At 37.2% G+C, this 22,690-nt stretch carries 18 protein-coding genes; all 18 read right to left on the bottom strand.

Annotated features, from left to right (window positions below; translation table 11 throughout):
* Positions 1 to 37: 37 nt before the first annotated feature.
* Positions 38 to 838: a glycosyltransferase gene (locus tag ACFS5N_RS15345; RefSeq protein WP_377187405.1), complete on the bottom strand. Its 801-nt coding sequence runs from the start codon at positions 836 to 838 to the stop codon at positions 38 to 40.
* A 362-nt stretch (positions 839 to 1,200) separates the two neighbouring features.
* Positions 1,201 to 2,232, bottom strand: a complete 1,032-nt coding sequence (locus ACFS5N_RS15340; protein WP_377187402.1) for a glycosyltransferase — start codon at positions 2,230 to 2,232, stop codon at positions 1,201 to 1,203.
* A 70-nt stretch (positions 2,233 to 2,302) separates the two neighbouring features.
* Positions 2,303 to 2,911: an acetyltransferase gene (locus ACFS5N_RS15335; protein WP_377187399.1), complete on the bottom strand. Its 609-nt coding sequence runs from the start codon at positions 2,909 to 2,911 to the stop codon at positions 2,303 to 2,305.
* Positions 2,908 to 4,071 carry a hypothetical protein gene (locus ACFS5N_RS15330; protein ID WP_377187396.1) on the bottom strand — a complete coding sequence of 388 codons (1,164 nt, stop codon included), beginning with the start codon at positions 4,069 to 4,071 and terminating at the stop codon, positions 2,908 to 2,910. The genes ACFS5N_RS15335 and ACFS5N_RS15330 overlap by 4 nt, the downstream gene beginning before the upstream one ends.
* Positions 4,071 to 4,823, bottom strand: coding sequence for a glycosyltransferase family 2 protein (locus ACFS5N_RS15325; RefSeq protein ID WP_377187393.1), 753 nt, complete (start codon positions 4,821 to 4,823; stop codon positions 4,071 to 4,073). Before ACFS5N_RS15325 ends, ACFS5N_RS15330 begins: the two co-directional genes overlap by 1 nt.
* Before the next feature lie 10 nt (positions 4,824 to 4,833).
* A complete protein-coding gene (locus tag ACFS5N_RS15320; protein WP_377187390.1) occupies positions 4,834 to 6,087 on the bottom strand; it encodes a glycosyltransferase family 4 protein in 1,254 nt (417 codons plus the stop codon).
* Entirely contained in the window at positions 6,087 to 7,229 is a 1,143-nt protein-coding gene (locus tag ACFS5N_RS15315; RefSeq protein WP_377187387.1) for a glycosyltransferase family 4 protein, read from the bottom strand. Before ACFS5N_RS15315 ends, ACFS5N_RS15320 begins: the two co-directional genes overlap by 1 nt.
* Positions 7,208 to 8,101 carry an NAD-dependent epimerase/dehydratase family protein gene (locus ACFS5N_RS15310; protein WP_377187384.1) on the bottom strand — a complete coding sequence of 298 codons (894 nt, stop codon included), beginning with the start codon at positions 8,099 to 8,101 and terminating at the stop codon, positions 7,208 to 7,210. Before ACFS5N_RS15310 ends, ACFS5N_RS15315 begins: the two co-directional genes overlap by 22 nt.
* Entirely contained in the window at positions 8,098 to 8,724 is a 627-nt protein-coding gene (locus ACFS5N_RS15305) for an acyltransferase (protein WP_377187381.1), read from the bottom strand. The genes ACFS5N_RS15310 and ACFS5N_RS15305 overlap by 4 nt, the downstream gene beginning before the upstream one ends.
* 59 nt (positions 8,725 to 8,783) lie before the next feature.
* Positions 8,784 to 9,404, bottom strand: a complete 621-nt coding sequence (locus ACFS5N_RS15300; RefSeq protein WP_377187378.1) for an acyltransferase — start codon at positions 9,402 to 9,404, stop codon at positions 8,784 to 8,786.
* An 8-nt stretch (positions 9,405 to 9,412) separates the two neighbouring features.
* A complete protein-coding gene (locus tag ACFS5N_RS15295; RefSeq protein WP_377187375.1) occupies positions 9,413 to 10,810 on the bottom strand; it encodes a lipopolysaccharide biosynthesis protein in 1,398 nt (465 codons plus the stop codon).
* Positions 10,811 to 10,812: 2 nt separating this feature from the next.
* Positions 10,813 to 11,904: a lipopolysaccharide biosynthesis protein gene (locus ACFS5N_RS15290; RefSeq protein WP_377187372.1), complete on the bottom strand. Its 1,092-nt coding sequence runs from the start codon at positions 11,902 to 11,904 to the stop codon at positions 10,813 to 10,815.
* Positions 11,905 to 11,910: 6 nt separating this feature from the next.
* Positions 11,911 to 14,415: an SLBB domain-containing protein gene (locus ACFS5N_RS15285; protein WP_377187369.1), complete on the bottom strand. Its 2,505-nt coding sequence runs from the start codon at positions 14,413 to 14,415 to the stop codon at positions 11,911 to 11,913.
* A 192-nt stretch (positions 14,416 to 14,607) separates the two neighbouring features.
* Positions 14,608 to 15,531: a GDP-L-fucose synthase gene (fcl, locus tag ACFS5N_RS15280; protein WP_377187366.1), complete on the bottom strand. Its 924-nt coding sequence runs from the start codon at positions 15,529 to 15,531 to the stop codon at positions 14,608 to 14,610.
* Positions 15,532 to 15,554: 23 nt separating this feature from the next.
* A complete protein-coding gene (locus ACFS5N_RS15275; protein WP_377187363.1) occupies positions 15,555 to 16,892 on the bottom strand; it encodes an undecaprenyl-phosphate glucose phosphotransferase in 1,338 nt (445 codons plus the stop codon).
* A 79-nt stretch (positions 16,893 to 16,971) separates the two neighbouring features.
* A complete protein-coding gene (locus tag ACFS5N_RS15270) occupies positions 16,972 to 17,925 on the bottom strand; it encodes a bifunctional heptose 7-phosphate kinase/heptose 1-phosphate adenyltransferase (protein WP_377187360.1) in 954 nt (317 codons plus the stop codon).
* Between the two features lie 39 nt (positions 17,926 to 17,964).
* On the bottom strand, positions 17,965 to 18,276 hold the full coding sequence (locus ACFS5N_RS15265; protein ID WP_377187357.1) for a DUF3467 domain-containing protein: 312 nt from the start codon (positions 18,274 to 18,276) through the stop codon (positions 17,965 to 17,967).
* 67 nt (positions 18,277 to 18,343) lie between these two features.
* On the bottom strand, positions 18,344 to 22,633 hold the full coding sequence (rpoC, locus tag ACFS5N_RS15260; protein ID WP_377187355.1) for a DNA-directed RNA polymerase subunit beta': 4,290 nt from the start codon (positions 22,631 to 22,633) through the stop codon (positions 18,344 to 18,346).
* Positions 22,634 to 22,690: the final 57 nt, after the last annotated feature.

The following is a 22,690-nucleotide window of genomic DNA, read 5'->3' as shown; positions in this document are numbered from 1 at the left end:
CTTTAATTAGTATAAGACGGACAGCGTATAATCGGACTTAAAGCGCCTTGTTAATCTTCACACGCTGCTCATCATTAAACCAGCCCCATTTGTTAAAGTAATAGGCGGCACTCTGAATGTGGTATAACATTAACTTTGAAAACTTGTAAGAACCTCTTGCTAAACCATGTGCAATTTTTATTTCAGGCAAATATAAAGTTTTAGATTTTTCATGTATTCTTCTTGTCAAATCAATATCTTCAACATACATAAAAAAATTCTCATCAAAACCAGCAACTTCTTTTAAGACGCTCATGCGCATAAACATAAAACAGCCTGGCAAATTTGGTATATTCATTGGTTTTGAATAATCTCTGTCAGCCAATAAATACTCGTCAAGCTGCTTTTTAAATATTGGCTTTATAAACGAAGGTATAAATCGACGGGCAAATAAATCAAAAGGGGTGGGTAACTTCCGGCAAAAAAACTGCATCTCGCCATTTGGCAAAATTATTTGTGGGCTAATCATTCCAACATCAGGGTTGTCGTTCATAAACTCCAACGCCGTATTAAGTATTTGAGGATCAAATTCTATATCTGCATTAACAATTAAATGATACTTTGAATTTGATCTATTAATGGCAATGTTATGGCCAGCTCCATAACCAATATTTTTGCCATTGAATATATATATCGAATTATCAAACACTAATGATATTTCTCTTAATTCGTCGCTAGCAGAATTATCTATTAAAAAAATATCAATCGACAGATTTGACTTAATAAAGCTTTTTAATAAGTTGTATAATTCTCCTTTATCGGTATGATATAGCACAACTGAAACTGAAAGATCAGCCATAATTACAAAGGTATTTGTTAATAATTTGTTATAGTATATTACGTCCCCAACTTTACATCCAGATCTCTAAACAAAATAGCTAGACAGTATTATTAATCGATGCGAAACTAAGTTTTTCATCATATTTATGCCAAAAATTATTTTATCATCATCGACATAGCCATTATCATTAAAATTTATTTTCTTCACTAAATATAAATCATTCGATACCAACGTAGCCGAGTTACATTCTTTTGTTGGCAATTGGCATGTTAATCTGTGTATTATAACTTCGTATATTTACGGTTTAACGCACACTTTTTTGTAACACAGCTGCGTTGTTTTTGTTTAAATTGTTTTCAAGTTTGTTTAAGGCAAAGCTATTAAGTGTTAATATCTTTTTGTTGCAGTATGATATCAAACAACTGCGCCCAGTTTGATGCAAAAGGCGCTGCAGGTACTAATGTTTTGTACCGGTCAAATTCCAAATTACCATCAATTAACTTGCTTAGATATTCAGCCAATTCGTAGGCATTTGTAGAATCAAAAAATTTAACACATCCATATTCGCCAACTGTCTCTTTTGCATAAGGTAAATTCGCGGCCAGTATGGGTTTATTGAATTGCTTAAACTCACTTATTGGTAATCCCCAGGTTTCAAGTTTTGAAGGAAAAGCGAGGCAAGCTACTTCATTGTAATAATTATAAACCTGATTTCTGGTTAATTTACCTACAAATTTTATACAGTCATATTGCTTATAGCGTTCAAATAAACTTATGGCATATTTATTTTCATCGCCTCTTATCGTGACAATAATTTCAAAATCGTTTCTGTAGGTCGACAATATCTTCCCGGCCTCTAATAAAACTTCAAAATTTTTAAAAATACGGGGAAATGATGGATAAAAAATAGAAAACTTAGATACATCATTTTCAATGACCTCTTTGGAAAAAGAAAAGTCGTTATTTATAAGTGGATATGCGACAATGGTATTTACACCAAACAGTTTTATGAACTCGTCGCGTAACCAGTTTTGTTGTACAATAACAAACCTATTTCTTTTGATATTAATTTGGTATAAATATTTATAAAAGGCATTGAAGAGTGCAAACTTGATATCCAGAAGCTTTTCCTTAAAAGTTAACTTATAGAACGGTGAAGGGTTATGACAATAAACTACTTGTGTTTTACAATCAACATTCGGAGTCATATCATGCAAAGAAAACCACAAATCAGGTTTAATTTGCTTTGAGAGCTTTTTCGACGTAAAATATTCAAACTTAACCCTTCTAATCCATGAAGTTTTGACAAGCGGATATTCGCGTATTTCAAAGTTATTAATGAATTCTGTCACCAGACTTTTAGAGTGCACCAAAACGATAACCTCATGCTCAATATTATTCCCGGCTTTCAATAAGTTTAGGCAGTCTTTCAGCACACTCATCTGCCCACCCTCAACTAAATTAACCCCCGAGATTACGATCTTATTCATGATATCTTTCCCATTGCTTATTATCAAAATTGTATTTTTTTATTACACGTGCGGGTGCGCCTACCGCTATACAAAACGGCGGTATTGATTTATTTACTACTGACATTGTGCCTATTATTGAGCCCTGCCCTATTGTTACTCCCGGTAGTATAGAAACGAATTCTCCGATCCACACATTATCTTCTATCACAACAGCTGCAGCAACTTCTTTTCTTTGAGCAGGTGGAATAGATGGATCTGTCCCAATTTCTTTATAATCACCGTGGCTATGGTCAGAAATAAATACTTTGCTTGCTATCAACACATCATTTCCTATAATTACAGAGTTCATAGCACCGATATGCACACTGTCATTTATAGTAACATTGGAACCAAATACAAGGCTGTGTTTATCTTGCTTTTCTATACCTTTAACGAGCGCTTCAAACCTGCAATACTTGCCAGTAGTAAGACTATTCCCAAAATCGATAAACTTTTTACCTCTAATATCAATTGGTAACCTTATTAACCTGGCGTTTTTAAAAAAAAGCTTTGTAATAAGTTTACACTTTATCATATAAATTGTACCCCAAAAACCATATCGTAAGTAATACGTTTTCATGCTTTAATAATTAAGTCTAAATTATTTTTCATTTTTTGTTGGTAGTGGAAATAATACATAAAAACGAAAAAGTACATCTCAGGTGAAAAATAGTGCCCTTCTCTAAATAACTTATAAAAGAAATATATTAACACCGCTCGGGATAAAATATACCAGTCATCCTGTTTTAAGTAAAATTTACCGATAAACCTAAAAACGAAAAATGCACCTACCAGGCCTAAGTCCGACAATACCCGGAGCAACAATGAATTTGCATCTTCAGCATTAAGGTCCTGTAATTCATCAAAAGTTTCATTTCCGGTTAGATCACCTATATATTTTTGATGACTTAACTTATGCGATCCTAATCCATTCCCAGTAACTGGATTGTGCATCAACACTTGCTGAGTAACGAACAAATTCGATATTAAGGCATAAGTACTTAAGTTAGCTCCGGTAACGTCTAAGCTAGCAGACGATTTTGCGGTATCATCCACACGCATTCTAACATTTTCTAAACTTAAATAAGCCGCTAAGCCTAGAAATGCCGCAGCACAGTAAATAATTAGGTTCCTTAAAACAAATATTTTTTTATTGTATATAATAGCAGATAATAGGATGCATATATAGCCCACAGATGAACCACTTAAAATTAATGCTAAGGCAATTACATAAAATCTCTTCGGACTTTGTTTATATTTTTTTAGTGAATAATAAAATGCAGGAGCTATAATGCCAGAAAAGTGCGCCGGCTCATTCATCAGGCTTTGTAATCTGTAATCAAAGTGCCCGTTAACTATTTCAAAAACAAAAATAAGTATGCCTATAGCCGAAAGATAAAAAGATACTTGTAAGTATTTATCAAAAACAGTTTCAATATCAAGATCGGTGTACCTATAAATATTATAAAAATATAGCATAGATACACTTATTCCTAATAGCTGGGCTATAGCTGCCGCGGGCTGATCTGTTTTGAAAACACAAGCAATTATTGAGGTAACTGCTAAATAAAAAACTATATAGAATAAAAATTTAGGAATTATTATTTTATTGAAAGCCAGCAATATCAAATAGTTAATAAAAAAAATACCATAGATTAATTTTATATCTATTCCGACGTGTACAAATAACCTCTCTGTAAAGATTCCAATGAGTGTGCTATAAAATATATAATTTTTCACTACAATTTTTTGATTACTTTTCTGAGACCATATTTAGTCCTGGCCACGAGTTCATCAAATATGGCTAAATAGTATGATCGGCCACCTGTTTTGATTTTAGCCATTCGAGATTCTTTAAAAGCCCCGGCCGGTGTGGAACTAACCCCACCGGTTCTCATATTGGCTACCGTTTTATTAAGAAAAGCTGCGTTTAATTTATTTTTAGCTCTAAGCAGTAGCTCATAATCGCCGGTAACCTTATAAGTCGCGTCAAACAAACCATACTTTTCAAACAGTTTTTTTGAATGCAATGATGATACGTGTGCTACGTTCATATAAATTTTAAAAACACCCCAATCCCACTGATCGCCGAATACACGAATAAGGTCTCCATTTTGCTCTAGTAAATTTACCCTTGCCGAAACATATTCTACTTCATTGTTAATGGCGACAAAATTCTTATAAGATTCTATAGCCTCTGGCAATAGTTCATCGTCTGCACCCAAAAACATAACCCAGTTACCAGTTGATAAATTTACTCCCTTATTCCAGGCATCATAAATACCGTTATCAGGCTCGCTTACCCACTTATCTATTAATTCTGCATTATTTTTAATTACATTAACTGTTCCGTCTGTAGAATTACCATCTACGATGATCAATTCGAAATTGGTTACCGTCTGTTTAATAATACTATCTAGGCAACGTTGTAAAACGTCCGCCGAGTTGTAAGTGGCGATTATAATAGATATAACAGTTTGGTTACTGGTCATTATTACTGGTTTAATATTGATTATTCAATACTTCATTATAAAACGTCGATAAATTATAGGCGTAATTACGCCAACTATAATTATTTTCTACCAGTGATATTGTATGCTTACCTATATATTGGCGTAACTCGTTATTATCTATGGCAATTTTAATTTTATTTACCAGACTCTGAACGCTTCCAACTTCAGCTAAAAAGCCCGACTCATTGTCAACAATAGGTGCGCCACTATTAACTGTAGTTACTACCGGCAAACCGGCAGCCATAGCCTCCATAACAGATTTTGCACAACCCTCAGACAAGGTAGGAAACACATATATATCACTATTGGCCAAATATTGCTTTAAATCATCTTGTATGACATTACCTACCATATTTATATTAGCCGGAAGCGGTTTGTTATAAGCGCCGGTAAACTCATCGGGCCCTACCACGTCAAGTGAAAATACTAAGCCATTTTGGTTAAGTATTTCTACAGCTTCTAATAATATATGCGCCCCTTTTCTGACACTAAAAGTACCGGTAAATAATAATTTTGGTATTTGATGTTTATTCCAATTATTTTTCAACCCCAAAAAATCTTCGCGTACGCCAAGGTAAATAACTTTAATTTTTTCGGCCCGAAAGCCATTTGCTATGAAGGTTTGCGCAACGTAATCAGAATTCACCAAAACATAATCACTTTGGTGACAATCTAAAATTATTATTTTCCAAAAATCATCATTAGCTCCCAATTCAAAAGGTAGTCCGTATTTTGCATACTCTGCCGATAAAACTCTATCCATTTCAGCAGGGTGAGCGATACTATGATCGGCAACAGTAATTATATTCTTGCTTTTAGCTTTAAGGATCGCTCCTCCCTGGCCGGTACCGCTTCTTAAATGAAATATGCTTTGATTATCAATATATTTAGCAGAACATTTTCCAAAATACGTCCAGGCCTTGACGTTAACTTGTGTAACGGATAAAAACTTAAGTTTAGCCCCAACTGATAATAGCCAGTAATAAATTTCGCAAAGGGTCAGTTTAATTATTCTGTCATCGGTAATTTTAGGCTTTCTGGCGATAAGCCTCGCGTACAAATTTTTCTTGTTAAGCAGACGTCCAAAAAAATTAGCTATAGGTTTCTGATAGAAAGAAGGTATCCATCCCGTTATATAAGTAACCTCATTACCTTTAGCTTCAATACTGGTAGCTACTTCCGGAAAATGCAAAATTGTTAACCCTTGTGACACAATTATTTTTCGGGAAACGGATGTTTTCATCAGTTAAAAATATTTAAAAAACCTTCGCCAAATTTTTTGATAGCTGCTTCGTAGTCAAAATGCATTTTGCCTTCATAGCCATTTGCGGTAACTTCGTTCAATTTTTCCAAAAGCTGATTTTCATCAGCTGGTGTAAAAAAGAGTGCAGAGTCTGGTAATTGCTCTCTATGCACAGCAATATCAGAGCATATCACTGGTTGATTTAAAAACTTAGCGTCCTCAACCGTGGTACTCCATCCTTCAAATAGTGATGGTTGAACGATACAAATGCTTTCTTCCATTAATTTAAGCTGTTCATCCCTGTCAATAAAACCCAGAAATAATACTTTTTCGTCAAGCCCAAGTTGGCTGGCGTAAGCCTTTACCTCGTTGGTATAGTCAGGATCGCGATAATCATGCTCCTTGCCGGTAAATACCAATTGCACTTCAGGGTTTGTTTTAACAAAAAGAGCAAAGGCTTTTAGAACAACAATATGATTTTTATGACGCCAAAACTGATTAGAACAAATAAAGTATTTACCCTTTATTCCGAATTTAACTTTTAAGGCCCCTATTGAAATGCTTTTGAAATCAGAATCTGTAATACTAACAAAAGGTAATACCTTTTTCAGATTAGAGTTGCCCGGGAAAAATCTATCAAAATCGGCAAGGGCGGCGTTGCTGCTAAAAACAACAGGCTGTTTCTCTTTGACCATTCGGTTATAGTTAGCAATACGTTTATCAAGCTCACGTTTTCTAAAAAATTGAGGTAAACACAGATCCTGAAGATCTGCAATCCAAAAAAAGTATTTTCCTATATTACTTTCGTCTATATCAAAGGTTTTAAAATAAAAATTCTCGACATAATTAGCGGGAAGTTTTTTCTTAAACACTTGTGTGCCAAAAATTTTAAGAGAAAGTATGTTTCCAACTTTTTGCGGTACGCTCAGCGCCGATGAAAATTTAATAAATTCTATATGCTTATAGCCTAAAGCACTAATACTATCTAAAGACGAACCTGAGTTATAATAGATAGTTAGAAATGGCTTTATAGGTTCGTCTAATTTATTTAAGGCACGTATGATATTGAGTATATAATAAGTACCACCGATCCAATTTTCGTTGTATTGATAAATCAGACCTATGCGTTTTCTTTCATCCATTGAGCTGTGTTAGTTAAACCCTCTTCTATTGACACCTGGGGTTCAAACCCAAAACTTTTCAAAATTGATATATCTGATTTCCAATTAAGCGGATCGCCAGGCTTAACAAGCTGATTAAATTTCAGTTTGATATTCTGATCAATTGCTTTACAGAAAATTGCAGCCGCCTCATTAATGGCTGTTTCTACGCCCGAGCCAACATTAACAGCCTCACCGTTAAATAAGCCCCGTTGTATCACACAATCAAGCGCCCGGTTAAGATCTTGTATGTAAATAAAATCGCGGGTTTCATTACCCGAACCAAAAAGTTCGACCGTTTTAGACCTTAAACTTTTTTGATATGTGTCCCAAAAAAGCTGTTTACGTAAATGTTCGCCGTAAACTGAAAATAGCCGCAAGTTTATGGTTTGCAAATTATATAAATAGTAATACTCCTTGCAAAGGTATTCTGTGTATAACTTATGCCATCCGTATGGCGACAGTGGTTTCAATGGCGAATCTTCTGTCACCGGCATAATCGCGGGATTACCATACACAGCTGCTGAAGACAAGCTTATGTATTTACATTGTGGATTATTTAATCTGATAGCATCAAGTACCTTTAAAGTATTAGTTACGTTGAGCTCAAAATCAAATACTGGTAAATTCAGAGATATGGGAACGCTTCCGTTACCACTTGCATTGATACAAACGTCAAACTTATGTGCTTCAAAAATAGGTTCATAAGAAGTATTTTGCCGCTCCAACCTAAAATAATTTTTATCATCTGACTCCAAAATATCTGCGCCCCATACCTCATTATTTCCGTTGTTGAAATAATTAAAAGTATTTAAGCCTACAAAACCTTTGGAACCTATAACTAGTATTTTCATTTTTTTCGCAAATTCTCAGGTAATTCTTTCAACATCTTTGCCGGGTTACCGCCTACCACTGTCCATGGCGCTACATCCTTTGTTACTACGCTGCCTGCGCCAACTATAGCACCCTCACCAATAGTTACACCTTTCAAAATGATACAGTTCATCCCAATCCACGCATTGGAGCAAATCTTTATGGGTTTAGAATTTACTACATCCCAATTTTTGTTTTCTATAAAATTTCTATTGTTCCGATGATCAATTAACTGTTGCCTTATATCAGCTTCTCTATGTCTATAGTCGACAGAATGAGAATCATGGTCATAAAAACAGGTTCCCCATGCCACGAAGATATCGTTTTCAAATTCGATCTTTGATCGGCAAATAATGGTACTAGAACCAATAAATGTATTATTTCCTACTATAACCCTTCCTGCCGACGTTTCGAACACTACTCTGCAATCTAGTACTGTATCATCGCCAACTTGTAAATATTTCTTTCCTGGCTCAGGTTTAACCAATACAAGGTCAAATTGTTGCCAAAAAAGTGAGTTCCCGGCAGTAATATATTGTCGTATTTGTTTCAAGCGTCTTTTAAACAACCACTTTTTTATTTCCGTTTTTAATAAATTAAACATATTTCACGTTAAAATAAAGCGTTGACAACAAATTATTAATATTAAAAATTGGGTGTAGGTTATTTATCGTTGATATTTAAATTCTTTAACACTTTTGCAGGCACACCGGCAGCCAAAACATACGGGGGTATATTGTGTGTTACCACACTACCCGCCGCTATTATAGCTCCTTGTCCAATAGTCACTCCTTTTAATATCGACACGTTAAAATTAATCCAAACGTCGTTACCTATCACAATTGAAGCAGTTTGAACAGACCCTTTATTTAAAGGGTGGCCATTTAAAGTCATATCTCGATAAGACAAAGCCCGCTCTACTGAATCGATTTCATGCGCGTTTGTGTCCATGATATTTACATTATGAGATATCAATACGTTATTCCCAATGGTGATACTTTCGCCAGACCATAATCTTGAGCCTTCTCCGATATAACAATAATCCCCTATGGTTATTTTACCATCATACGGGTATATTAATAGTTGACCCCGAATATGCGACCCTTTACCAATGATTATTTTTTTCTTGTCATTTTGCAGGTTTGTGATACTAGCCTGCGATAGAAATACCCCGCCGTTGTTAGTGGTAAGTTTTTCGCAAAGTGCGCTATTTTCTAAATCACTTAGTTTAAAAATTAATTTTTTAAAAAGCCGGATGCCAAATATTAAAATATCTCTTATCACTTTATTCGCTACTTATTCCAAATGCCATGAGCATTATTATTTATTATTTTATTGTATTGAATTAAATTCACAATATTAGCAAATATCATAGTAGAAATGGTTGCCAAGGGAATTCCGATAATACCTAACTTACAATATTTCGCCAAAAAAATCGCGAATGGAACATTGAAAACCATACCAATAACTCCACAAAGCAATTGTATTTTTATTTTGCCTACACCATTTAGAAAGTTTGAATATATAGAGCACCAATTTGTTGTAACAAAATACAGAAACATAATTAATGACAATTGAAATGGCACCAATACCTTGTTATTAGTCCAAATTTTATATAAAGGTGTGGCAACACCCATTTGCAATAATCCACCCACCAATAGACCGGCCCAAACAAACTTTAGCTTTTTCATAGAGTCAACTATCCAGGTCCAATCTTTTTCGACGTAGGCTTGGGTTGTCATTGACCAAACTGGTGTTAATATTATGGTAAAAAATATACTCGCGATACTGAAGTATTTATAGGCTACATTATAAGTAGTTACTTGCGCCGGCGCAAAAAGTTGGGCAATTATAAAATTGTCTGAGGCAAATAGGACTAAAGCAGCAATTTGAATTACAAAAAAATTGATACCTAGTTTAATGAGTTTGCTAACGTAAGATCTTTTAACAAAAGAGATAGATGGCCTTATCAGATGATAAGGTCTGAAAAATAAATAAAATGTGAAAACAAAGAAAATAATTATAGGACTCAGCGAGTAAACAACTGCAACCGCTGTTAACGAATTATAATTTGATGATTTTAATAGAAATAAACCTATTAAAATAACTACTTGTACTAATGCATTAGTAAGATCAGCCATTGCCGCACGCTGAAATGACAGCAACACAGTATTTATAAGACGAACAACAAATTGCACGAATAAAAAACAAATAGCAAATAAAACAGCGTTATTTAAATCATACTCCATTGATACCGGGGCATTAAACACTTTTACCCAGTTTATGAAAGGATGTATACATAAAAAAATGACGATGAGTGACCCAAATATTATGCTCAATGCCGCGTATGTGGTTGATACATATATCCGTCCCTTCTCAAAATCTCCCTTAGCTACGGCTATGGTTAAATGATTCCGAAGGCCATTTCCAAACCCCAAATCAAATAAGGAAAACCATCCTAAAACCGCCGTTAAAGTAAGCCATATACCGTATTGGGTAACACTCAAAAAAGTTAAAACCAACGGTATGGTAAGAAAATTTACACTTACATTTAGAACCTTGATAAAAATCGAATAAAAAGCATTCAGAACTACGGTTTTGCTTTTGCTATCGTTTAACTTAAGTAATTTGTTTAACCTATCCACTTGAAGTGCAATCTTTTTTTTGTAATAGACATACGCATTTGCCAATTTCAGGCCAGTAATTTTTGAATAAAAGTATTAACCGTAATAATTATTATTGACAATAATATGCCGATAATTGCGCCTACTACAGCGCCCTTTAACCTGCCAACCTTATCTTTTTCAAGAGGCAAAATAGGTGTATCAATAATGTGGATAAGTGGTGTTTCTTGTAACAAAGACATTTTCGATATTTCCAGGTTTTTCACCAATTCACTTAAAATAGCGGTATTGGCTTGTACATCCACCTGTCGTTTTTGAGATGGAACACGTAAACTTTGCAAAAACGGATTAGCGTTAGGGGCGGCGTCGTTAGACAATGCAACGCCGCTTATTGCCGCGTTTAGCATAGCCCTTACAGAATCCGTCTGACGTTGTAATACTGCAACATTTTTTTCTGCTTTTTCAGTTTTCGTTTTTATGTAAAAGTCAGAAACAACTTTAACTAACACTTCTGCAAAGTTTTTTGAAAATAATTCGTCAGTAGTTTTAACTACAACTGAAATAATAGTTAGTTTTTTATCAACCTTGTCTACGTTTAAGTTTTCCTTAATAAGCGTTTTATGAAAAACACCTAAAAGGCTATCTTGTGTTAGCGTAAATTTAGAAGCGTCGGCGCCAACTGGATAGGTAATCTTTTCAAGTTCAGGGTTTCCCTTCCACTTTTCTTTTAGCTTATTAAAATCAATATAATATTGTGCTAATGTTGTACTCTTTCCCTTGATCATAACAGGAGACAGTAAAGCCTTTTGAACAACAAAACGCGACTGCATCAAAGCCATCAGGTTATCGCCCGAGAATTCGCCACCAGCAGAGCCTAAACTACCCAAATCGACACCAAATTGGCTAGCCAAACCTAAAGCCCCACCTAAATTTCCACCTGACTTTTCGTCCTGAAGTGCAAAACTTAGCTCAGCCTTATATACAGGTTTTTTATAAAAGGAATATGCCAATCCAATCACGCATCCTATAACTGCACACAGCAAGATCCTTTTCCATTTAGATAAAATTAACTTCTTCCAGCTTCTAATTTTTTGGACAAGCTGTGATAGAGAAATTTCTTGAGCTTGGCTTACAGCAATTTGTTGATCTGAATTAACCATGCCTGATTACCTTTTTAAACTTAATATGCCTAAAATAATTGCGCCTAATGAAGCTAAACCTGTAGTGTACCCCAATATCAGTTGGCCCGTGTTTGTATTGTTAACCGGCTTCTTTGGTACAAAAATCTCGCTGCCGGGCTTGACACGGGGATGGCTATTAAAAAATAAAAATTTACTCGTTCCCTTAACGGTACCATTTGGATAAACAACATAGGCTCCTCGTTTAAGCGCGCTCGGAGAAAAGCCACCTGCATTTAATACATAATCTCTAAACGATTTATTTTTGCTATAAACAACGGCACTTGGATATAATACTTCACCGTTTACTCTAACCGTTTGCTGCTCTTTAGGGATTCTAAGTACATCGCCATTTTCTAATATCAAATCCTCTCCTGAACCAGGGCGCGCCAATATCTTCTTTAGGTTGATACCAACATAATTGTTTCTAAATTGTGAAGTATCAACTGAGTTATTTGTAGAATCTTTATAGCTACGTTGTAATCTTTTCAGGCGTTCTGATCTTTCTCTATTCAAAGCTACTGTATCTAATTTAGTTTTATCTACACCTAAAACAGCTGCATTGTCCCTGCGTAGGCTACCACCTTCTACATCTGCCGATTGAGTTAGCCCGCCGGCACGTCTAACCAGATCAGATATTTTCTCGTTCTTTTTTTCGATAGTATAATAGCCGGGAAATATTACTTCTCCTTCAACTTTCACTACCTTTTGTATCTCATAGCCCGGCAAACTGTAAACCGACACAATGTCAAAAGGCTTAAGGGAAAACTTTATGTCCTCGAATTTTAAATTAGAATCAACATTTATACTAAAGACCTGGGCAACTCTGCTTCCTTTTTGAGAAGGATCGCTATCGAAAACTCGTCTCGACACCTCTATCCTTTTCGAGCTTGCTCCTTCGGCAAAGCCCCCAGCTTTCAAAATCAAATCGGCAACTTTCATACTATCGGCATAATTAAAGTCACCTGGTTTTCTAACCTGTCCTTTAATGGTTACTTTGTATGGATCATGTAAATCAAATAACGACGTAATTGTAACATTGTCCTCACGCTGTAATACAATATCTGCAGAAGAATTATTCATTATATCCCGCAAATTAAATGATAGTTGTTGCGTTGTATTATCCGGGTTCAATCTTATAATACTTCCCCTACCTGTGAAAGCATCCTCTTTTAAACCACCAGCATTCTTGATTAATTGAGAAACAGTTAGCCCTTGTTGTAACTCGTAGTCGCCCGGTCGAAAAACCGCTCCCGTTATAACTACCCGATTTTCAAAACGATTTAGAATACGGTCTACCGTATATATATCACCTCTTTTGGGGGTATAAGTATCGAAATCTTTCTCAAAAATATCACTTATACGGCGTTGTCTGTCGCTGGCTTGGATAACTTTAATATGAGCTGTATAAGCCTGATCTGTAAACCCTCCAGCATAATTTATAATGTCTTTTAACTTTTCATTGGGTAACGGTTCAAATATGGCCGGCACTTTTACTTCTCCGCGCAATTCAACATGCATAGTATAAGGCGGTACGTGTATCTCATCCTGATCCTTCAATACAATATCGTCCTTATGATCGCCATGCACCAGGTATTCATACAAATCAAGTTTTCTAATCACTTTATTGCCTCTGATAATTTCAATTTTACGAAATGAGCCAATATCACTCGGCCCGCCGGCAGCATAAAGCGCGTCAAAGGCAGACGATAGCGACGGCAGTGTGTAAGTGCCAGGTCTAACCAGTTCGCCCTGAATACGGACGCTAATACTCCTGATATCACCTAAACTAACCTGTACATTAGTTCCATTTCCGATAGCATACCTGTTAGCTGCAAGTCTGCTTTTTATCGAAGTAGTGGCCTGCTCTATAGTCTTACCAGCCACATTCAAAACCCCCACCCCAGGGATGTTAATATTTCCCTCTGGAGACACTGTTAGCGTCCAATTTGCAATAGAATTACCATATACATTAATTACCAATTTATCGTCTGGACCCACAATATAGTTTACCGGTGTAGCTATTTTTAAATTGGGTTGAAAGGAATTAGCGTTAGCGTTTCTGAAAAGGCTGGCGCCAAAAATTTTGGATTGCAAAGCACTTAAAACATCATTGTTATTGTCTTTAGCAATCCCATCTCCAGATTTACCCCCATTCACTTTTCGGATTGCATCTGTATTTATTACCGTATCGGTACTGCCACTGTAACCTGTAGTATTCCCGTCTTTTCTTCTCACTTCAGTTATTCGGGCTTGTAAACGCTGGGCTTGATCAGGTGAAAGGTTGCGGCTTTCAGCTAATTGTATGAGTTGAGCGTCGGTTAAACCTTGTGCTTTAGCTGCTTGTAAGAGTTGACGTATCTGGTCATCAGAATAACTGTCAATATTTACGTTCGATAAGTTTTGAGGTAGCGTTTGTGCTGATACCGGACTACACGCAAAAATGCAGAGTATTACGCCCAGCAAAGCCAAACATATTTTTAGTTTATTCATGTCTTATTGTAAGCACTACTCAATAAATTTTATGTTTTATTGAAAAATAACAGGTGCAATAATACGCAATTTTAATAATTCAAACCTGACGAAAAAGTCATTATTAAATATGAGGAACACTAAATTATCATCCAATAAACAATTAGATTACCGTAAAGTTTGGCTTCGTATGTGTTTTATAAATAATAAAATTTATTTTCTTAAAAAGTCTTGATATGCAAGTTTTATTCCCTGCTCTAATTCAACGGTATGTTTCCAGCCCTTACTATGTAATTTACTTACATCCATCAATTTGCGTGGCGTGCCGTCGGGTTTTGCAGTATCAAATTCAATTGAACCTTCGTAGCCAATTATCTTTTTAACCAGCAAAGCCAGGTCTTTAATTGATATATCTTCACCTGTACCTATGTTTACCAACCCCGGCTCGTCGTAGTTTTGCATTAAGTAATAGCAAGCAGATGCCAAGTCGTCAGCAAACAAAAACTCGCGTTTAGGTGTGCCTGTACCCCAAATGGTAACTGAAGGAACACGTTGTTCTTTAGCCTCATGAAATCTCCTGATTAATGCCGGCAATACGTGCGAATTTTGGGGGTGATAATTATCATTATACCCGTACAAATTGGTAGGCATTACAGATATATAGTTACAGCCGTATTGTGCACGATAGGCGTCACACATTTTGATACCGGCAATTTTCGCTATAGCATAAGGCTCGTTGGTTTCTTCAAGGGGGCCGGTTAATAAATAGTCTTCTTTTAAAGGCTGCGGAGCCATTTTGGGATAAATACAGCTTGATCCTAAAAACATCAATTTGGTCACGCCATTTACATACGATGAATGGATAACGTTATTCTGTATCGCAAGATTTTCGTAAATAAAATCAGCTCGATAAGTATTGTTTGCCACTATACCACCCACTTTAGCAGCAGCTAAGAAAACATAGTCAGGTTTTTCCTGCGCAAAAAAATCGGCAACAGCCTGTTGATTGCGTAAATCGAGCTCTGCTGATGTACGGGTGATCAGGTTTTCGAAGCCTTCACTTTGAAGTTTTCTATAAATGGCAGACCCAACCATGCCTCTATGACCTGCGATATATATTTTGGAATTTTTATCCATTACTATGATGTTTAATTTTATAATTAAAATGCCTTTTCCTCTCCTTTAAGCACGTTCCAAAAGGTCAGGAATATGATCTTAAGATCTAATAAAAACGACCAGTTTTCTAAATACCATACGTCAGCCTCTACCCTTTGTAACATATCCTCAGTGGTCTTGGTTTCGCCCCTAAACCCGTTTATTTGTGCCCAACCGGTAATGCCAGGTTTTAAAAAGTGGCGAACCATAAATTGATCTATTAATTGCGAATAACGTTCTGTATGGCTTATCATATGTGGCCTGGGCCCAACAACAGACATATGTCCCATCAATACATTGAAAAATTGCGGAAATTCGTCTAAACTGGTTTTCCGGATAAATGCGCCTATTGGTGTAATACGCGAATCCGAGCGTGTGGCTTGTTTAGTGTCAGAATCAGCATTAACCCGCATACTTCTAAATTTATAACACTTAAATGGCACATTGTCCTTTCCTGAACGCTCTTGCGTAAAAAATACAGGCCCCTTTGATTGCAGCTTTATAATGATAGCCAGGATAGGAAATAACCAGCTAATAACAAACACAATAACGAATAGAGAAAACACAATATCAAACGCGCGCTTAATAAACCGGTTCAGCATGTTTTCCAATGGCTCCGGTCGCACAGAGATTACAGGTATGTGATCGTAGTTCTCTACCTGCATCAACTTTTTCGACTTGATATATTCGGGTATGATCTTGAACCTGATCAAATGCTTATCGGCCGCTAGCATCAGATCTTCTATTTGCTTTGATTGAGATGTAGGCAGGGCACAAAATATCTCGTGGACATTATTTTCAAGTGTAAAATCTATAACATCTGAAACACTGCCCAGGTATAGCCCAATCTCTGCAACACGTGAGGCTTTGTCATCAAAAAAACCAATCACTCTGTAACCGCTGTGCTTATGATTTTCAAAATATTGAAATATGTCCATAGCTATACGCCCTGACCCAACTATCACAATAGTTCTTGAGTTTACAAAAAGGTCGCGGTTACTTTTTCTTATTGCCAGGAATATCAATTTCCATCCACCTACTAAAAAACCAAAGATAATGACAGAGTAAAGCAAGTACTCCCGGGTAACCAAATAAGATTGTATACCTATTATTATTACAAAAAACGATAAAAGGAATATAAACAGCAGGTAGGCTTTTAAAAAATCGCGATAAGTTAAAATAGAGTCTTTATGTAGCACGCTTTCATATAAACCCGTAATATTTGTAGATAATAACCATACCAAGTTAAAAACCAAAATGATTAACAAATATTTATTGTCGGCTTGCCAGGTTGTTGGATTATTGATAAACAAATACGCTAAAAACATGCTCAAATTGAGCATGATATAGTCAATTGTTAAGTTTACTAATTTAATAAAAGTCGCGTATCTGTATATCATTCTTGAACAGTATCGTCCTATTTTATAAGTTATTTATCTCCTGTAATGTTGCAACTGCACTACCAAACTTAGCTACCACAATAGCCGCAGCGCTATTTGCAAAATCACAAGCTTCAGCTATTGATAGCTTATTAGCCAGCGCAAAAGCTAATGCAGCTACTACCGTATCGCCGGCCCCTGTAACGTCATAAACGTCAATGGCTTTTGTTGGCTTTTTAATTAATACATTGTTTTTATAGGCAGCAATTCCATCCTCTGACAAAGTTACAACAACAGTTTCGCAAGCTGTTACCTGCGCTATTTTTTTGCAAGCTGCCTCCAGGCTTTCGTTATCAACTATCGCAATTCCAGACGCTAACACCGCTTCTTTTTTATTAGGTTTAATTACTGTAGCTCCGCGATATTTAGATAAATCTTTATTTTTTGAATCAACCAGTGTTATGATATTATGTCTGTTACATAATTCAATCGTATCTTTTACCAACTTATCATTCAAAACGCCCTTGCAATAATCAGATAATATCAAAACATCAATCTTATTGATATTTGATCTGAGGCACTCAAAAAGTTCATTGCCAATTACATCATCACAATAAAATTTATCTTCTTTATCAAGACGCAGTAATTGGTGCTTATTAACCACTACGCGGCTTTTAAGCGTAGTGCGGCGCCTGGTATCTTTAGCCAGGTAAACAAACCCGGTTATAATACCTTTTAGTTCGGCCTCAACAATGTTTCGGTAATCATCATCGCCGGTTATGCTAATGATGGAACCGGTGCAACCAAAGGCATGCAAGTTTTCCAACACATTACCTGCACCACCAAGTGTGTAAGTATCATTTTTCACATCCACTATTTGTACAGGAGCTTCAGGAGATATCCTATCGCATGAACCGTTAATATAATGGTCGATCATAATATCGCCCATCACGGCTATTTTTATATTTTTTGGATCAGGAAAGTAAAAAGTTGGCATATTTTTTTTTATAACGGCCAGTAATATTGTCAATAATAATTACGCCTGGCCCATTGTGCCACCAAAATTCATTGGAAAACCTGAAGGATCCTGTTGTACTTTAATGCGGCCATTAACCGCTTCATATTTCTCAATGTTATCTTCAAGCGCAGTTAAAAGCCGTTTGGCATGTTCAGGAGTGATTATAATACGCGATTTTACTTTAGCCTTAGGTGTACCCGGCATTATTCTAATAAAATCAAGTACAAACTCTTGATTTGAATGCGTTATTATAGCCAGATTTGAATAGGTTCCTTCAGCAACTTCTTCAGAAAGTTCAATATTTAACTGGTTTTGGTTTTGTTCTTCCATAGTGTAAAAATAACAAAGCCTTCCGTTTTGCGGAAGGCTTTGTGCATTATTATTATTTACTCTAAAATTAAGCTTCTACTTCTTCGGCTTTTGATGCCATCAGGCGGTCGAATTCTTCCTGAGAACCTACACGGATATTGTCGTATTCGCGCAAACCGGTTCCTGAAGGAATCAGGTGACCTACGATAACGTTCTCTTTCAGGCCAAGCATAGTATCTCTCTTACCTGCAATCGCAGCTTCGTTCAATACCTTGGTAGTTTCCTGGAAGGAAGCCGCCGAAATGAACGATTTGGTACCTAACGACGCACGTGTGATACCTTGTAAAACAGGGCTTGAAGTAGCAGGGATTGCATCACGCACCTCAACCAATTTCAGGTCTCTACGTTTCAAGGTAGAGTTTTCGTCTCTTAATTTTCTTAAAGAGATGATCTGGCCGGCTTTTAATACATTTGAATCTCCTGGATCGGTTACCACTTTCTTATCGAAGATTTCATCATTCTCTAACATGAAATCCCAGCTGTCAACAGCCTCTTTCTCTAAGAAGCGGGTATCACCGGCATCTTCAATCTGTACTTTCTGCATCATTTGGTGAACGATAACCTCGAAGTGTTTATCATTGATCTTCACACCTTGCAGACGGTAAACTTCCTGTATACCATTAACAAGATACTCTTGTACAGCAGCAGGGCCCTTAATAGCCAAGATGTCAGATGGAGAAATTGAACCGTCAGATAATGGCATACCAGCTTTCACAAAGTCGTTATCCTGTACAAGGATATGTTTTGAAAGCGGTACGAGGTATTTTTTGACCTGACCATCTTTTGATTCAATAGTGATCTCGCGGTTACCACGTTTAACACCACCTAAGGTTACCACACCGTCAATCTCCGTTACTACAGCAGGGTTTGAAGGGTTACGTGCCTCAAATAACTCAGTTACACGTGGCAAACCACCGGTAATATCTCGCGTTTTACCTGTTGAACGAGGAATCTTCGCAATAATTTGACCGGTTTGTAGTTTTTCACCTTCATCAACAGCGATGTGTGCACCTACCGGAATATTGTATCCTTTAATTACGTTGCCTTGTTTATCAACAACTTGAATAGAAGGGTTTTTAGTTTTGTCCCTGGTATCGATAATTACTTTCTCACGGTGACCGGTTTGCTCGTCAGATTCTTCACGGAAAGTGATACCTTCCAACACAGCCTCAAACTGAGCTTTACCTGCAAATTCAGAGATAATTACCGCGTTGTACGGATCCCATGAGCAGATACGATCGCCTTTAGTAATTTTGGCACCGTCTTTTACATATAGGTATGAACCGTAAGGAATATTATTGGTTACGATAACTTTATTGCTACCTTCTTCAATAATACGGAACTCGCCTGAACGACCTAATACTACGTCAACTGTACCTTCCTCGGCAGTTTCGAACTGTACGGTACGTACGTTTTCAAACTCAATGATACCGTCAAATTTAGCGTTGATCTGAGATTCAGCCGCGATGTTTGATGCGGTACCACCCACGTGGAATGTACGCAATGTTAACTGTGTACCCGGCTCACCGATTGACTGTGCAGCAATTACACCCACAGCCTCGCCTTTTTGCACGCGTTTACCGCTTGCCAGGTTACGGCCGTAGCACAATGCACACACACCACGTTTGCTTTCGCAAGTTAATACTGAACGTATCTCGATACCTTCAAGTGGCGAGTTTTCGATTTTCTTAGCTACTTCTTCGGTAATGTCTTCACCGGCACCAGCTAACAGTTCGTTAGTGATGGGGTCAAACACGTCATGTAATGAAGTACGGCCAAGTATACGGTCATATAATGGCTCTACAATGTCCTCGTTGTCTTTCAACGCAGTAGTATAGATACCTCTTAAGGTACCGCAATCAACCATACCAACAATCATGTCTTGAGCTACGTCATGTAAACGACGGGTCAGGTAACCAGCATCCGCAGTTTTCAAAGCCGTATCCGCCAAACCTTTACGGGCACCGTGGGTTGAGATAAAGTACTCCAATACTGACAAACCTTCTTTAAAGTTTGACAAGATAGGGTTCTCGATAATCTCACCGCCTGAACCTGATTTTTGAGGTTTCGCCATCAAACCACGCATACCTGCAAGCTGACGGATCTGCTCTTTCGAACCACGCGCACCTGAATCCAACATCATATAAACTGAGTTGAAGCCCTGGTTGTCGTTGCTCAAAATGTCCATTACATTCGCGGTTAAGCGGTTGTTGATACGTGTCCAGATGTCGATGATCTGGTTGTAACGTTCGTTGTTGGTAATGAAACCCATGTTATAGTTACTCATTACCTCTTCTACCTGTTTAGAAGCAGTTTCGATCAAGGTTACCTTCTCTGCAGGGATATTGATATCCTTCAGGTTAAATGACAAACCACCCTGGAACGCCATTTTAAAACCAAGTTCTTTGATATCATCCAAAAACTGAGCTGCACGAGCCATACCGGTAATTTTCACCACCTCGCCAATAATATCACGTAATGATTTCTTGGTCAATAACTCGTTAATATAACCTACCTCGGCAGGTACATGTTCGTTAAATAATACGCGGCCTACAGTAGTGTCAATTATCTTGTTCACTATTTTGCCATCGCGCTCTTTAACGTTAGTTTTAACTTTAATAAATGCGTGCAGGTCAAGTTTCTTCTCGTTGTAGGCTATAATAACCTCTTCAGCCGAGTAGAAGGTAAGGCCCTCGCCTTTTACAACTCTGGTAGCATCAGTTTTACGGCCTTTAGTAATGTAGTACAGACCCAGCACCATGTCCTGAGAAGGTACAGTGATTGGCGTACCGTTAGCAGGGTTCAAAATGTTGTGCGATGCTAACATCAATACCTGAGCCTCTAATATTGCCGCGTTACCCAGTGGTACGTGAACCGCCATCTGGTCACCGTCGAAATCCGCGTTGAATGCCGTACAGGTTAATGGGTGCAACTGGATAGCTTTACCTTCAACCAATTTTGGCTGGAACGCCTGGATACCCAAACGGTGTAACGTAGGCGCACGGTTTAGCAATACAGGATGTCCTTTCAATACGTTTTCCAAAATATCCCAAACTAATGGGTCTTTACGGTCAACAATCTTTTTAGCTGATTTTACCGTTTTAACCACACCACGCTCAATCATTTTGCGGATGATAAATGGTTTAAACAGCTCGGCAGCCATATCTTTTGGTAAACCGCACTCGTGCAATTTGAGGTTCGGACCTACGACGATTACCGAACGTGCAGAGTAGTCAACACGTTTACCTAATAAGTTTTGACGGAAACGGCCTTGTTTACCTTTCAGGATGTCTGAAAGTGATTTCAAAGCACGGTTACCTTCAGTTTTTACCGCGTTAACTTTACGTGAGTTATCAAATAACGAGTCAACAGCTTCCTGCAACATACGTTTTTCATTACGTAAAATTACCTCTGGTGCTTTGATCTCGATCAAACGTTTTAAACGGTTGTTACGGATAATAACACGACGGTAAAGGTCATTCAAGTCAGACGTTGCGAAACGGCCACCTTCCAGTGGTACCAATGGACGCAATTCTGGCGGAATAACCGGAACGATCTTAACGATCATCCACTCAGGGTTGTTCTCGATACGAGTTTTTGAACCACGAAAAGCCTCCACAACCTGAAGACGTTTTAACGCTTCGTTTTTACGTTGTTGTGAAGTTTCAGTAGCAGCCTGGTGACGCAGATCATAAGAAAGCTGATCCAGATCAATACGTTTTAATAATTCTTCAAGAGCTTCGGCACCCATTTTGGCAACGAATTTCTGCGGATCTTTATCGTCTAAGTATTGATTCTCTTTTGGTAGTGTATCCAGGATATCCAGGTATTCTTCTTCAGTTAAAAAGTCCATAGCGCTGATGCCGTCAGACTCTTTAATACCCGGTTGGATAACTACATATCTTTCATAATAAATAATCAGATCCAATTTCTTGGTTGGCAAGCCCAATAAGTAACCAATTTTGTTTGGTAACGAACGGAAATACCAGATATGAGCTACAGGCACCACCAGGTTGATGTGGCCCATACGCTCACGACGTACTTTTTTCTCGGTTACTTCAACACCGCAACGGTCGCACACGATACCTTTGTAACGGATACGTTTGTATTTACCGCAATGGCACTCGTAATCTTTCACCGGACCAAAAATACGCTCGCAAAATAAACCATCACGCTCAGGTTTGTAGGTTCTGTAGTTGATGGTTTCTGGTTTTAATACCTCACCGCTTGAACGCTCCAATATAGCCTCAGGCGAAGCCAGGCTAATGGTGATAGTAGTAAAATTACTTTTGATTTTATTATCCTTTTTGTAAGACATAGTCTCCCTTTTTTTTAATGAGTGAATGAGTGAGTGGTGAATGAGTGAATGTGTGAT

The sequence above is a fragment of the Mucilaginibacter ximonensis genome (assembly GCF_042686265.1).
Taxonomy (GTDB): domain Bacteria; phylum Bacteroidota; class Bacteroidia; order Sphingobacteriales; family Sphingobacteriaceae; genus Mucilaginibacter; species Mucilaginibacter ximonensis.
The sequence above is the reverse complement of the archived record's forward strand: the minus strand, read 5'-3'. Positions and strand labels throughout refer to the sequence as shown.